The 14260-nt window shown below is 41.1% G+C and carries 16 protein-coding genes; 2 read left to right on the top strand and 14 right to left on the bottom strand.

The features are described 5' to 3' along the window. Positions 1–86: 86 nt before the first annotated feature. Entirely contained in the window at positions 87–689 is a 603-nt protein-coding gene (locus tag CBG49_RS02650; protein ID WP_088593264.1) for a hypothetical protein, read from the bottom strand. A 255-nt stretch (positions 690–944) separates the two neighbouring features. On the opposite strand from CBG49_RS02650, the gene CBG49_RS02645 reads away from it, so the two are divergent. Then, positions 945–1457: a lipocalin-like domain-containing protein gene (locus CBG49_RS02645; RefSeq protein WP_227002940.1), complete on the top strand. Its 513-nt coding sequence runs from the start codon at positions 945–947 to the stop codon at positions 1455–1457. Positions 1458–1593: 136 nt separating this feature from the next. Here the strand turns inward: CBG49_RS02645 and CBG49_RS15995 are convergent, their stop codons facing one another. From CBG49_RS15995 to CBG49_RS02590, 12 genes are all read right to left on the bottom strand, one after another. Next, on the bottom strand, positions 1594–1863 hold the full coding sequence (locus tag CBG49_RS15995) for a hypothetical protein (RefSeq protein WP_227002939.1): 270 nt from the start codon (positions 1861–1863) through the stop codon (positions 1594–1596). A 34-nt stretch (positions 1864–1897) separates the two neighbouring features. Next, complete coding sequence (locus CBG49_RS15990) at positions 1898–2239, bottom strand: hypothetical protein (protein WP_227002938.1); 342 nt, start codon at positions 2237–2239, stop codon at positions 1898–1900. Positions 2240–2338: 99 nt separating this feature from the next. Further along, positions 2339–2635 carry a preprotein translocase subunit SecG gene (locus CBG49_RS02635; protein ID WP_088593263.1) on the bottom strand — a complete coding sequence of 99 codons (297 nt, stop codon included), beginning with the start codon at positions 2633–2635 and terminating at the stop codon, positions 2339–2341. A gap of 262 nt (positions 2636–2897) precedes the next feature. Further along, positions 2898–5480 (bottom strand): DNA mismatch repair protein MutS, encoded by a 2583-nt coding sequence (gene mutS / locus CBG49_RS02630; protein ID WP_088593262.1) that lies wholly within the window; start codon positions 5478–5480, stop codon positions 2898–2900. A gap of 127 nt (positions 5481–5607) precedes the next feature. Further along, positions 5608–6279 (bottom strand): MIP/aquaporin family protein, encoded by a 672-nt coding sequence (locus CBG49_RS02625; RefSeq protein WP_088593261.1) that lies wholly within the window; start codon positions 6277–6279, stop codon positions 5608–5610. A 543-nt stretch (positions 6280–6822) separates the two neighbouring features. Next, positions 6823–7269 (bottom strand): PIN domain-containing protein, encoded by a 447-nt coding sequence (locus CBG49_RS02620; protein WP_088593260.1) that lies wholly within the window; start codon positions 7267–7269, stop codon positions 6823–6825. 13 nt (positions 7270–7282) lie between these two features. Beyond that, on the bottom strand, positions 7283–7564 hold the full coding sequence (locus CBG49_RS02615; protein ID WP_088593259.1) for a hypothetical protein: 282 nt from the start codon (positions 7562–7564) through the stop codon (positions 7283–7285). Between the two features lie 262 nt (positions 7565–7826). Next, positions 7827–9218 carry an RtcB family protein gene (locus tag CBG49_RS02610; RefSeq protein ID WP_088593258.1) on the bottom strand — a complete coding sequence of 464 codons (1392 nt, stop codon included), beginning with the start codon at positions 9216–9218 and terminating at the stop codon, positions 7827–7829. A 9-nt stretch (positions 9219–9227) separates the two neighbouring features. Further along, the gene (locus tag CBG49_RS02605) at positions 9228–9674 is read right to left on the bottom strand and encodes a hypothetical protein (RefSeq protein ID WP_088593257.1); all 447 of its coding nucleotides are present in this window, start codon (positions 9672–9674) and stop codon (positions 9228–9230) included. Positions 9675–9784: 110 nt separating this feature from the next. Continuing rightward, on the bottom strand, positions 9785–10195 hold the full coding sequence (locus tag CBG49_RS02600) for a hypothetical protein (protein WP_088593256.1): 411 nt from the start codon (positions 10193–10195) through the stop codon (positions 9785–9787). Positions 10196–10391: 196 nt separating this feature from the next. Continuing rightward, positions 10392–11084, bottom strand: a complete 693-nt coding sequence (gene prfH, locus CBG49_RS02595) for a peptide chain release factor H (protein WP_088593255.1) — start codon at positions 11082–11084, stop codon at positions 10392–10394. 69 nt (positions 11085–11153) lie between these two features. After that, positions 11154–11936 carry a hypothetical protein gene (locus CBG49_RS02590; RefSeq protein ID WP_088593254.1) on the bottom strand — a complete coding sequence of 261 codons (783 nt, stop codon included), beginning with the start codon at positions 11934–11936 and terminating at the stop codon, positions 11154–11156. Between the two features lie 408 nt (positions 11937–12344). Here CBG49_RS02590 and CBG49_RS02585 point away from each other — a divergent pair, with 408 nt between their 5' ends. Further along, positions 12345–13172, top strand: a complete 828-nt coding sequence (locus tag CBG49_RS02585; RefSeq protein WP_088593253.1) for a prephenate dehydratase — start codon at positions 12345–12347, stop codon at positions 13170–13172. A 12-nt stretch (positions 13173–13184) separates the two neighbouring features. On the opposite strand, the gene CBG49_RS02580 is transcribed toward CBG49_RS02585, so the two are convergent. Further along, positions 13185–14237, bottom strand: coding sequence for an NAD(P)/FAD-dependent oxidoreductase (locus CBG49_RS02580; RefSeq protein WP_088593252.1), 1053 nt, complete (start codon positions 14235–14237; stop codon positions 13185–13187). Between the last annotated feature and the right edge of the window lie 23 nt (positions 14238–14260).

The raw sequence follows: 14260 nt of genomic DNA, 5'->3' as shown, positions 1-14260 counted from the left end.
GGTTAGAGGATAGATATAAAAAAACTTCCCTTTATTTTTAGATAAAGAGAAGTTTTTATTTATTTGTGAATTGACAAATTTACTCATTAGAATTCACGTGTACTTTCGGCATAGCCACTTTTGCTTTTGAAAACGCGTACTGTTCCCACAGGTTTTTCTATTTTATTAATAACTGATTGTTGAAAATCCTTTATTGCATCTCCGGTAAATTCACCTGAAAGGGCAACTAAATCTCTTTCTTTGTTGAGAAAGAAAATAGTAAAATTATTCCCTTCTCCTGAGATAACCGCATCTACACCATTAGCAGCATAGGTTCTTCCTGATTGGTTGAAATAATCTACTTTTAGTTTAGAGCCACTCTGATTGTAAAATTTATAAAAGAAGCCATCGTGAACTTTACCTATCAATGGCTCTTCACTTCCAAGAGTAGTATGGCTGAGCACTATTTCTCCTGTATGAAAAAGGAACCCAGAAGGAAGTTTAACCTCAGGAGGGGTTGTGCCACCATAGATAGTAGCTCCACCAGTAGCCATTTTTTGGATAAGGTCTTTAGAGGCAACGGCTGTTACCTCAGAAGAGAAATTATTGTTTTTTATTCCTCCTCCTTTTTCATCATCTGATTTTGAGCAGGAAGTCATTACAAATAATGCACATACCACTGTGCAAAGTGCGTAGATTGTTCTTTTCATTTTTGTTTCTTTAAAAAATCGGAGGCAAATGTACTATTTTAAATAGAACACTTCCAAATCTTTTAACAACAATTTAACAAACACTGGTGCTACTGCCAAAGTGCCGAAATATAATTGATATAGGATTATTTCCACTCAAAAGTTACTTTTTTTTGATAAGAAAACATCCAATATCGTAAAAAACTAACTGATAAATTGCCTAATTGACAAATAGTTCTTACTTTTGTACCCTCAAACTAAAAATTCACAACGGATATGAAAAAAATTTTATTAGGTGCTTTTATAGCACTGGCAACCCTTGTAACCTCTTGTGGAAGCAAGGATAATGACACACCCGCACCTCCTGAAAAATCTCCTGAAATTATAAAGGATAATGACACACCCACACCTCCTCAAAAATCTCCTGAAATTATAGGAGCGTGGCAAATGGAATCGTCTACCATAGATGGGAAACCAATGGCAGTCTCAGAATGTACAATAAAAGAAACGGTTGTTTTTACTGAAAAGACAATAGAACTTCTTTCGTTTAAGAAGAGAAATGGCAATTGCGGCTATGAAAAGCAAGAGCTCTTGGCTTATACGCTTTCAGGGAATACCTTTACAACCAAAAATGGCACTACCAATTTTACCATTACTGAGGGTAAACTTGTGATAGAGGGTGCCTATATAGATGTAGATGGAAACAAAAAACCTTCTACCACTACCTATAAAAGAATTACCGAAAAAGAATTGGCAGCCCTTAGAGCAATGGAGTATAAGGCTCCTTAAAAAATAAAAAAAACTTCTCATCAAGAGAAGTTTTTTTATTTGTTGTTTATCAGTCGCCGTAAAGGTATTTCTTTTTTCTTGCTACGAATTTACGCCTATCCAATATCCTCTTCGAGGTTTAATACGCTGTTTGTTTTTAAGCGATACTTTCGTAGTGAGTAAAAATGCGATAGGTACCTACCTTCATTATTTGGTTGTTTGCATCTTGTTTTTCGGTAACTGTTAGCACAAATGTTAAGTTTTTAATGCCTTGAGGAGTCAGTTCACCTGAAATTAGAGTTATATCGTTATTCTTTACACCTTCTGTATTAGCAGCGTGGCTTAGGAAAACGGTGAACTTGTTACCGCTACCTGAAATGATAGCTCCATAGCCTGTAGCTACATCAAACACACCAAATTTCAGCACTTTGTAATTCGATTTTACCTTTACTCCTTGTTGATCATAAAAACTTATATTTATAATCGGCAGCTGGATCGCCTTTGGTAAAGTAATGATCGTCGGGGTCGCTGGTGTAAAGGAATTTGAGGTTATCGAGCAAATAGATACCCTCGATATTAGGCGGAGTAGTCCCCTCGTTAATGGTCATTCCGTTGGCAACCATTTCGGTAAGAGTTTTGTCGGGCAGAATAGTTTTAGCTTCCTTAGGAATATTGAAGTTTGTAACTTCGATATCATTTTTATCCTTGTTCTTTTTGCTGTCGTTGTCATCAGATTTAGAACAGCCAATAACTGTAAGCAGTGCAAATACGCCTGCACAAAGTGTGTAAATTGTTTTTTTCATTTTTGTTTATTTTTAAATGGTTATAGACTTTGCCAAAGTCCTTGGACTTTGGCAAAGTGTAGCGACGCTACTCGTAATTCGTCACTCGTCATTAGCTAATTACCTAACAGACTCTTGTAGTTGTTGCAATCTCTGTTCTTCTCTATCTTTTTGAATACCTTTGGAAATCATAAGAGCGAGAATTCCTATTAAAAAGAAAGTAATAGCACTAGCAATAGCAGAAAAGGTATATCTCTTCCTGATCACAGGGTCTTTATCAGTAAAGGCTCTATAGGTAGCATATAAAGGAATACTTAAAATAAGAATTGCATAGAAAAATCCTGCTATCACTAATAAGAAAATTCCTATAGCAGAGAGTGCATTATATAAAAGCAATGAATATCTAAAAAATCGCATAGTAATTAGATTTTAGGGAGTAGGTTTCCAAGAGGGTGTCCAAAAAGTTTTATTTATGTGGGCGTTTGCAGCACATACTCAGCTATCGCTGACTTTCCTACATAACATACTCTGAAAGTAATTGATTGTCAGATTCATAGACTTTGTCAAAGTTTTGGGACTTTGACAAAGTTTATGATGCAAAAGCAATTTTTAGACTTTTCGGACAGCCTCTGTAGCGACGCTACTCGTAATTCGTCATTCGTAACTCGTCATTTGCTAATTAGCTAATTCGTTTTCTCATTTCGTTGAGTTTCATCAGTGCCTCTACGGGGGTGAGGGTGTTGATGTCGAGACTGAGTAAATCTTCTTTTAGGGCTTCTAAGAGTGGATCGTTCATATCAAAGAAGCTCAATTGCATTTCTTTTTGGGCGTTTTTAACCACTTCGGCAGTGGGGACTACATTATGACTCTCCTCGAGCTTTTTAAGCATTTTATTCGCCTTCTGAATGACATATTGAGGCATTCCGGCCATCTTCGCGACGTGTATCCCAAAACTGTGCGCTGAACCGCCCTCGGTGAGTTTGCGCAAGAAAAGTACGCTGTCTTTGGTTTCTTTTACCGATACATTGTAATTCTTGATGCGCTCGAACTGCTCACTCATCTCGTTGAGTTCGTGATAGTGGGTCGCAAAAAGGGTTTTGGCTTTGCTAGGGTGCTCGTGCAAATATTCGGCGATTGCCCACGCTATGGAAATGCCGTCGTAGGTGCTCGTACCACGCCCGATTTCGTCCAAGAGCACCAAACTTCTATCGGAGATGTTGTTCAAAATGAGGGCTGCCTCGTTCATCTCGACCATAAAAGTAGATTCACCCATAGAAATATTATCACTTGCCCCTACGCGGGTGAATATCTTATCGACGATACCTAATTGAGCGCTGGCAGCAGGCACAAAACTGCCTATTTGTGCCAAGAGGACTATCAGGGCAGTTTGTCGCAAAATAGCCGATTTACCCGACATATTAGGTCCGGTAATCATTATGATTTGCTGGCGTTCGCGGTCTAAATACACATCGTTGGCAATGTAGGGTGTACCTACGGGCAATTGCTTTTCAATCACAGGGTGGCGACCGTCCTTAATGTCAATGGCGTACCCCTCGTTCATCTCGGGGCGGTGATAGTTGTTTTCCATCGCCAAAGTAGCAAAACCACAGAGGCAATCCAGCTGACCGATAAGGGTGGCGTTCGTTTGTACCTGACCAATATACTCACTGATAAAAGCAATCAGTTCGGCGTATAGCGATTGTTCTAACTGAGCGATTTTTTCTTCAGCGCCTAATATTTTGGCTTCGTATTCTTTGAGTTCTCCAGTGATATAACGCTCGGCATTCACAAGGGTTTGCTTGCGTATCCAATCGGGGGGGACTTTATCTTTATGAGTGTTGCGCACTTCGATATAGTAGCCAAAGACGTTGTTGCTATCTATTTTCAAAGAAGGAATACCTGTGCGTTGGCTTTCGCGCAAGAGCAAATCGTCTAAATAGCTTTTACCCGAATGCGAGAGTCCGCGCAGTTCGTCCAATTCTGCCGAAAAACCTTTGGCGATAGCATTGCCTTTGGCGATGTTTACTGGGGCATCCTCACTAAGTGTTTCGGCGATGCGTGCACTGAGCTGTTCGCAACTGTGGAGTTTATCGCCCAAAAGGGTAAGCGATTCATTGGCAGAAGCCAAACACAACTGTTTTATCAGGGGGATATGTTCCAAGGAAGCACGCAATTGCACTACCTCCCGCGGATTGATTTTAAGAGTAGCGACTTTAGAAATCAGTCGTTCGATGTCGCCCATACGACTGAGGGCTGTTTTCACCTGCTCTAATACATCGATGTGTTTCAAAAAGTAATCGACCACCTCGTGACGCTGACGGATTTTGTCTAACTTTTTCAGCGGTAACGCCAACCAGCGTTTGAGGGTACGGCTACCCATAGGCGATAGCGTTTTATCAATCACATCGAGCAAACTCACCGAGGGGGTGGTATTGCCCGCATAGAGTTCCAAATTGCGAATGGTGAACTTGTCGAGCCATACATAAGCCTCTTCGGCGATGCGCTGAATGGCAGTAATGTGTTGGAGTTGGTGGTGTTGGGTTTCGGATAAGTAGTAGAGAATAGCCCCTGCGGTAAGAATCGCTTCGGTGAGTTCGTCTATGCCAAAGCCTTTGAGAGAGTTGGTTTGAAAGTGTTTGGTGAGTACCTGCTGGGCGTAATCGTCTTTAAAGACCCAATCTTCCAAGTAGAAACAGTGAAAGTCGTCGCCAAAATACTCGGCAAATTCCTTTTTTTGGTGTTTAGCAACGAGCAGTTCGCTGGGGCGGAAGTTCTGCAAGAGCTTATCGATATAGGTTTTATCGCCTTGTGCTACCAAGAACTCACCGGTAGAAACATCGAGAAAAGCTGCACCGCAGCCTTGTTTGCCCAACCATACTGAGGCTAAGAAGTTGTTGCTCTTGCTTTGTAATATATCGTCGTTGAGGGCAACTCCTGGGGTAACGAGTTCGGTAACACCTCGCTTTACAATGCCTTTCACGAGTTTAGGGTCTTCGAGCTGGTCGCATATTGCCACGCGGTAGCCCGCTTTTACGAGCTTGGGAAGATAGGTATTGATAGAATGGTAAGGAAAACCCGCCAATTCACTGCGCTCGGTGCCGTTGTTGCGGTTGGTGAGCACAATGTCGAGGGTATGAGCGGCTTTTACGGCATCTTCACCGAAGGTTTCGTAGAAATCGCCTACCCTAAACAGCAGTAAAGCATCAGGATATTTGCTTTTTATCTGATTGTACTGCTTCATCAAAGGGGTTTCTTTTGCCATATATTTTTAGTGAAAAGTGAAAAGTTTTGAAAGGGCAAAGGTACGTATTATTTGATAATTATCAAATTGATGACATAAAAAACAAGGTGTTTGTGACACCTTGTTTTTTATAAATCCCAAACAATTCTTATTTTTTGGTTTCAATCACTTTCCAAATACCTGCAGCGCAACAAGCACCAATAAATGGACCTACAATAAAAATCCAAAGATGTTCTAAAGCAGAGCCACCAGCATAGAGAGCTGGAGCAATACTACGCGCAGGATTCACTGAAGTTCCTGTATAACGAATACAAGCCAAGTGGATAAGTACTAAACCTAAACCAATAGCTAAGCCAGCAAATTTGTTGGTTTCACCATTTTCCTTTGATGTTGCTCCTAAAACGATGAGCACAAACACGCAAGTGAAAATAATCTCTGCCAACAAACCGCCTAAAACAGTTACATTTGCATCCTGCAAATCATTAGCACCTGTGCCTGTTAAACCTGCATTAGAGGTCAAAACAAACAAAAGCGTTGAACCAATTAGCGCTCCAATAACCTGTGAGATCATATACCCCACAGCATCCTTGCCATTCATTCTTCCTGAAAGGAATACTCCCAACGTAATGGCTGGATTGATATGGCATCCTGAAACGCCTCCTATGGTATAAGCCATTGCTACAACCGATAAACCAAAAGCTAACGCTGTACCAATTACTGTTGAAGGATCAGCATTTGTGCAACCTAAGCTCACAGCTACACCACATCCCATTAAAACGAGCACCATAGTGCCAAACATTTCTGCTAAATACTTTTTCATATTTCTTTTTTTAATTAAACGTATTTATTATTTAATGACAAAGGTATAAAAAATACATAGAAAAACAATTTTTCTTATCAAAAAAGTCTTACTATTAGAATTTGCTTTGTCCAAAAAGTTTTTTCACTATCCATCGCAACCCTATATATAACGTGAGTTCGTCGTAAGTAATTATTTAACAATCAGTAAAATATTTTTAATTTCCCACGAATTACACGAATTTTCACGAAATTGGGAGTGTATAAAAGTTTTTATTTTTTTATTATCTCACGAATTTTCACCTGACGGTGAATTATTTTGTGAATATATTATGTTACAAAGCTGTAAATCAATGTTCTGTTATATTGAACTGACGTTATATATAGGGCAGTAAGGTGAGAATATCCAAGCGAGAATAGTGCGAATATGTATTTTCTCGTCCATCTTATCAAAAAAGCGGATAAACAATATGAAAATGAAAAACAGCGGAAGCAACAAAACATATAGCATATTTTTTATGTGAGAGGAGCGTTTCTTCAACTGAAAATAAGTAAATTAGAGGTTTTATTTTTTGTAGAGATGTTCACTCAATTCTTCCGTAGAGGTAAAGAAATGTCCGTAACCTTTTTCAGTAAGACCCTTTACAAGGATTTTATCAGAAGTCCATATTTTGTGTTTGATTTGCAGATGAAGAGCAATAAAAGGATAATCTTTTATATCTATATCAGCAACTATTTCTTTTGCTTTAATAGCATTAACTTTTTTAACCTCTTTTTCACTTACAATGGTAACACCTTCTAATAACTTTTTAAAATCAGCTAATAGTTCTTTTTTTGTTTTCTGATTTTTAAAGCGTTTTACCAAATCAGGAATATGTTCAGTTACTTCGGCAATGAGATAGTCAGGCACTATATATTGTATTTTCTTCCTTTCGGCTAATATAGAAGCTGTACGCCCTGTAGGATTTACAAGAGCACTCATAAAAATGTTACTGTCGGCAATGATAATCATATAATATTAAAAATTAAATATTAAAATGTTCATCCCAACGTTTAGCTATATTGTGATTTATCTTTTTAGAGATTGTCATCACAAACGCGTAATCCTCAGGGGTCATTTCTTCTTCTTTAGCAGCTTCTACGATTTCCTCAGGGGTCATTTTTAATACTTTAGAAGCGTCCAACACTTCCTGAGAGTACTTAGGCTCTTTTTGCTTTGTAACTTTTACAAAATCAAGTGTTTTAAGATATCTCACAAGGTGTAGTGCTTGTGGATTGTTATCGGTAATGGTAACTGTATAAGGCATAATATTTTCTATTTTTGGCAAAGATACAAGATAATTAGCATATAAACAAATAAAAAAACTGTCCGAAAAGTTCTATTTATGTGGGCGTTTGCAAAACGCCCGTACATAACATACTTCAAAAATTATTGATAATCAGACTAATCAACTTTAGCAAAGGTCGTAGCACGACGAGCAATTAAAACTTTGGCAAAGTGTAGTGACGCAAAAGTGATTTTGAGACTTTTCAGACAGCCTCATCATAACATAATTCAAAAATAACGGATTACTTGTCCATTCGCACGATGCGTGGCTGGAAAGTACCGATGATATCTACCAAATCGCTTTGGGAAGCCATTACGGTTTCTATGTTTTTATACGCCATAGGAGCTTCTTCGGCATTACCCCCGATGAGGGTAATATCTTTGGCTTTGAGGGCTTTTTTGATATCGGAATTGGTAAATCGGTTCTTGCTCTCATTGCGCGAGAAAGCGCGCCCTGCTCCGTGTGAAGCAGAATCGAAACTCTGGGCATTGCCTTTGCCGCGCACGATATAACCGGCATCGGTCATCGAGGCAGGAATAATACCCAGTACCCCCTCCCCTGCTGGAGTTGCCCCTTTGCGGTGTACCACCACCTCCTTACCATCGTGAATTTCTTTCCACGCAAAATTATGGTGATTCTCGATACGTGCTCTCAATCGACCACCTACAGCCTTTATCAATCGGCGGTGGATATCGTCGTGACAGGCAGATGCGTAATCGCCAGCGAGGTTCATAGCTGTCCAATACTCTAACCCTAAGTGGGTATTGAGGTCGAGCCACGCAAACTGTTGGGCTTCCTTCGGGAGCGGACATTGTTCGGCTGCCACACGCACATAATACTGAGCGATTTCAGCCCCAAAACCACGCGACCCGCTATGCGAAAGTATACCGAGATATTTTCCTTTGGGCAAACCTATCTGTGGGTCGTCTGCCAAGAGTTCTACCTCGCCAAACTCCACAAAGTGATTGCCACTGCCCGAAGTACCCATCTGCTTGATAGCTTTGTCCTTCAATCGTTTGAGGATAGGGATAAGCGAAAAAGTATCGCGGTCGAAAATCTCGTGTTCTATGTGCGATTTGTGGGTTTCGTACATCCCGAACTTCGTATGCTCGGCAAGGGCTTTCTCGTACTTATCACGTGCCCCCGAAAGGTAGGATGCAGGGATATCCAAGATACTGAGACACATACGACAACCGATGTCCAAGCCTACGCCATAAGGAATCACGGCATTCTCTACCGCTAATACGCCCCCTATAGGTAATCCATAGCCACTATGAGCATCGGGCATCAGCGCACCCCCTACCGAAATAGGGAGTTTTAGCGCGGTGTAGAGTTGCGTTTTTGCCTCTTCGGTGATGTCGTCACCAAAGATATGATAAGGGGCGCGTGTAGCGTTGAGCTGTCGCTTTTCGGTTTTAGTAGACGAAAGCAACGCTTCGGCTATCTGACCAAAAGTAAGATGTCCTTCGTACTGCGCAGGATTTTTTAGAATATCTTCGAGTACCGACTTTACATAAGCGGTATTCTTGGTAGCGTAATTACGTTTCATCACTTCCAACGCTACATTGATAGATTGATTATTCGGGAAGCCTAACTTGAGGAGGTCTTTCCCTTTGAGTTTTAAATTTGCCATAATAATTTGTCAATTGATAATACCCTCTACATATTTTTTCCATTGCTCTGGGTTATGCACCTTTTGTAACAATTGCTTTACATAAGGGCGAATTTGTTGTTGAGCTTTCTCACCTGCTTCTTCTGAAATCTCTTCTTTAGTAGATTGATAACACAACAGTACCCAAAGCAGTTGTTCAGCGGTTCCTTCATAACCGTGCAAACGACGAGTAAAATAACCTTCGGTTTTTCCTGCTTCATACAGTTGTATCAAAGCCCTAAAACCTTCATCTATTCCCCACGCACAAAGCAATTTAGCAGCAGAAAGCTCAATAAAAACATCTTCGTGGGTAAGCAGTTTCTTAAGACCGTCAATGCGCTCTTGTGAAATATCCTCTGGTTCGAGTTCTTCAGGAAAGGTAGTATAAGTAACTCCTTGAGGAATACTATTTAAAAGTTCTTGTATTTGTTCTTCCATAGTAATGAATAGGGTTATTAGTATTTTCTTGAGAAACTTGGAGAAACTTGGAGAAACTTGGAATATCTCCGAGTTGTGAGACGTACTCATTGACAAATTAGCAAATTGACTCATCGGCTCATTGTCTCATTATCCTTAATAAAATAGCTCTTATCTTCTGTGGGGCAATAGTAGAGCAGGAGCTTTTCACCTTCTTCCAAAAGAAAGGTAATTTCACTATTTCCGGCTACTTCTTGGGCAAAAATAGCGCTAATGTGCTTGCCTTTGAGTTGCCAAGCCTCAGTAAGGTCATCAAAGCGATAGGCATCATCGTCCTCATCTACTTCATACTCATTCCAACACTCACAAAAAGCAATACCCACATCTAAAAAGAAATGAAAAATAGGCTGTCCTTCCGCTTTTAGATAAACTAAACAGATATTTTCATCATCAGGATTTACACACACTTTGAGTTGCTCTATGGTCAAACCATTGAGTATGCTAAGGTTGAAATGGGTATCTTGATAGAATCTTCCGGTCATAAAGTTTGTTTTTTTGAGAGTGTCTAAAAAGTTCTTTTTTGGAGAGCATTTATAAAACGTTTTTTGAAGGGCGTTTGCAATGGGCGTTTGCAGCACATACCCAGCTATCGCTGGCTTTCCTACACAACATACTCTAAAAGTGATTGATTATCAGAGATGACAACTTTGGTAAAGGTCGTAGCACGACAAGCATTTGCTAATTGACAAATTCCCTAATTTCCCTCTTAGCAGCAGCGCGTTCTTTCTTATAGCTCTTTTCTACATAAGTGCTTTTGAAATCGGTACCTTTGAAAGTGCGTACAGGGTTGCCACGTTGCACTTGGGTGTGATTGCTCCAATGGCTCTGTGCTTGCTCGGCAAGTTGCTGAAGCTCTATTTCGGCGAGTTTTTCTTTAAGGCGGGCAAGGGCGAGTTTCTTATTGTCCAGCTGTGAACGAGAATCCTGTGCCAATACGCTGATACCCGTAGGCAGGTGGGTGGCGCGCACTGCCGAATTTACCTTGTTCACATTCTGTCCGCCATTGCCTTGCGAGCGAGTGGTTTGGAACTGTACATCGCGCTCCGAGAAAGTCTGGCGTTGGAGTTGGTCGAGTTCAAAAACGCCTATATACCAATTGCTGCGCTGGTGAAACTTGCGAAAAGTGCTCTTGCCTATCCAGCAAACGGTGCCGAACCAACTTTTCAAAAACGATGCTAATTCCTTGCCTTTGAGTTGCAGGGTAACCGATTTAACCGTGAGATTGGCATCGCCTTCCTCTCGGCTGAGAATAGTATAGTCGATACCTGCTTGAGTAGCTTCTTGTAGGAAAGTCTTGAGTACTTTCGCCACTACCCATTGGCATTCTAAAGGACCGCGTCCTGCGGTGATTTGTATGATTTTTTCTTGCATTTTTTTCTTTGTTTTTTTGTAAATCGGACAAGTCTGACGGGGCGGATTGGTCGGATTGGTCGGATTGGGTTAAAGATTGACCTCCAAAAGGATATCTGCGATTTCCATTGCTGAGGTGTGATACTTAAGGGCTGCAATTTCTCTCAGCGGGGTGCGTTTGTACTTTTCCTTAGGCGTATAGCGCTTTTGGAATTGATTCCACGAATAACTGCCTCCATAGATTTTGCTATGGATAATCCCCCAGTTCTTATAGTCATTTATGATTTTATCAAGCTCGGCGAGTTCTCGCTCTATGGCTACATCTACCGGACGGTAGTGGGTGATCATATTAGGCTTTACACGCAGTTCAAAACGCCACGCTTCGGTAAACTCGTAATAGGTTTCAAAACGGTCTTTTTGGCGATTGAAACACTCTATTTTTGCAAAATAGGCGCGTTCTTTTTCAGTAAACTTCCCCCTTTCAAGGGCTCTTTGCCATTCCCATTGATTAAAAGCGTACAATTCCTGCTTACGAGCTATGTAAACGCGTTTGCCACGGCGCTTTTTCTTCTTCTGAAACTTACGTGTATCAGCATATTGATAGGTGTTGATTTTCTCCAAAAGTGTCGCGAAAAAGTCGGCTTGCTTGCCTTGCCTTACATCTTCCCTCAGTACAAAGAAACGCACATAGCCCTTTTGGTAAGGTTTTTCGAGTGGTACAAGTGGCAGTTCACGGCGTTGTTTAAAGAGTGCTTTTTGGCGTTTGATACATTCGCGCAAATACTTCTCGTGGTCTTCTCGAGCAATGCGCTTGCGAGAACGCAAATTTCGGAGGCGAGAAACGCCTTCGGCGGTAATATATAGATTTCCCATTTTTCAATTAACAATTGACAATTAATAATTAATCAGCCCCCGAACCCCCGAAGGGGGACAATCCTCAAATAAGGATATTTTCAGAAGGCAAATTGTTCTAACTTACAATTTAATTGCTTCGGGAAAATGTGATAGGAAAGTGTCCTAAAAGTTTTATTTGTGAGGAAAAACAAAAAGCCCGAAGCGGGTGCTTCGGGCTCTTCTATATATTATACTATTATTCTAATCAAGCGGATACGCCACGAAGCGTTACCTTGTGCAAAGGTAATACAGATGCGATATGTAACTTGATATAGGTCATTTCTTCGTGTGTATTTTTTGTATTTAGTTAAACGATAATTCTTAAAATCGGGGGCAAAGGTACAACAATTTTTTGAATATGCAAGAAAAAAGATGTATTTTTGCACTATGAATGAAAAAATAGCCATACAAGGTACCCAAGGTTCGTTCCATTATCAGGCGGCTGAAGCCTATTTTGGTAAGGATATAGACGTTATAGAATGTCGCAATTTTGATATAGTGGTGAAAAAACTCTTAAATGGGGAAGCCCAATGGGGGGTAATGGCGATTGAAAACAGCATTGCAGGGGCTATACTGCCCAACTATGCGCTTATCGACCGCAACAACTTGCACATCACAGGCGAGTACTATATGAATATTCAGCACCACCTGATGGCTCTTGGCAACCAAACTTTAGCCGATATTACCGAAGTGCGCTCACACTATATGGCACTATTGCAGTGCAAAGATTTTTTTGAGCAATATCCTCATATCCGTTTGGTAGAAGCTACTAACACCGCCCAAGCTGCTAAAGAAATTCACGAGCAGCAGCTGAAAGGTGTCGCTGCAATTGCCTCAACCTCGGCATCGGAACTTTACCACTTGCCGATATTAGCTGAAAGTATCCAAACTATTAAGCGCAACGCTACGCGCTTTGTGGTGCTCTCTACTACTGACAGCCATCTGCCAAAAGAAGAAATTGACAAAGCTACCCTAAAATTTCAAGTATACGACAAGAGCGGAAGTCTCGCCACTGTGCTGAACGTGTTGCGCGACCACGATATAAATATGACCAAAATACAATCGTTGCCAGTGATAGAAACACCTTGGAAATACGCTTTTTTCGTAGATGTAGGGTTTGAACATTACGCCCAATTTGAGCAAGCTATGCAACTTTTGGAGATAATGACAGAAGAGCTGAAAGTTTTGGGAAAATTTATATCAGATAAGAGATAAGAGGTAAGAAGATTAATGCCTAAATCTCTTGGCGAAGCGGTTGATATTCATTTCGTGGGGGATTTCTATTTCTTCAAAAGCGGCGGCGTAGAGCACTTGGGCGCAGTAAGGGGCATTGAGCACGCCTCGGGTACCTAAACCGTTGAACACCCACAGATGTGAGTGCTGAGGATGTTGCCCTAAAAGGGGTCGCCTATCGGCTACTGTAGGGCGAATTGCGGCTTGATGGCTTAGCACTTCATAAGGAACGTTCGTCATTTTGCGCAGTTTTTCTAAAAGTTCGGTACGGGCAGCTTCGGTAATTACTTCAGTTAAATCTTCGGGGTCGTAAGTAGCCCCAAGTATATATTTATCATCCCCTAACGGAATCAATACTCCATCACTTTTGTAGATATGTTGCAACTGCAAATGAGGAGCGCTGATAGTGAGGGTCTCCCCTTTGCACGGACGCATAGGCAATTTGCTGAAATACGGATTTTTGGCAATACCGCAGCCTTCACAGAAAATGATATTTCGGGCGGTAACTCCGCAATAAGCCACGTGTGTATCGTATACTTCTAAATCGTCGTACACAAAAGTCTTCTCGTAGCACACACCTTCTGCTTGCCAGCGTTTTAAACTTTCGGTTATATAGTGTTGTACGTTCAATCTCCCCGTGTGGAGCACTTCGCCTAAGCCAAAGGGTGCTGGGAGTGCCTCGTTGAGAGCGGGCAATATCACGGGACTCAAATAAGGAGCAAGCAGCGGATTATCGGAAGCTGTAAACCAATTGTTTTGTTCTTCTACAGAAGCGAATTTGCGCACTACGTGTATAGGAACGCGGAATTGACATTGCATTTTAGCCTCAATTTCGTCGTAAAAACGGTTGGCACTTTTCATTATATCCTCAGAATGCCAAACGGGGGTAAATCGCTTTAAAACAACGGGATTATAAACTCCTCCCGCAATGACACTCGCCACTTGGGAGTGATCGGAGAGGAGGCAGAAGGTTTTGCCGTTTTTTTCGAGGGTATGGGCAAAGCTTACGCCTGCAAGTCCCGCACCTATGATGATAAAGTCGTACATTTTTCAGGTTTCAGGGGTTAGGT

Origin of the sequence: Capnocytophaga endodontalis (genome assembly GCF_002209445.1) — a bacterium.
GTDB lineage: Bacteria > Bacteroidota > Bacteroidia > Flavobacteriales > Flavobacteriaceae > Capnocytophaga > Capnocytophaga periodontitidis.
The sequence above is the reverse complement of the archived record's forward strand: the minus strand, read 5'-3'. Positions and strand labels throughout refer to the sequence as shown.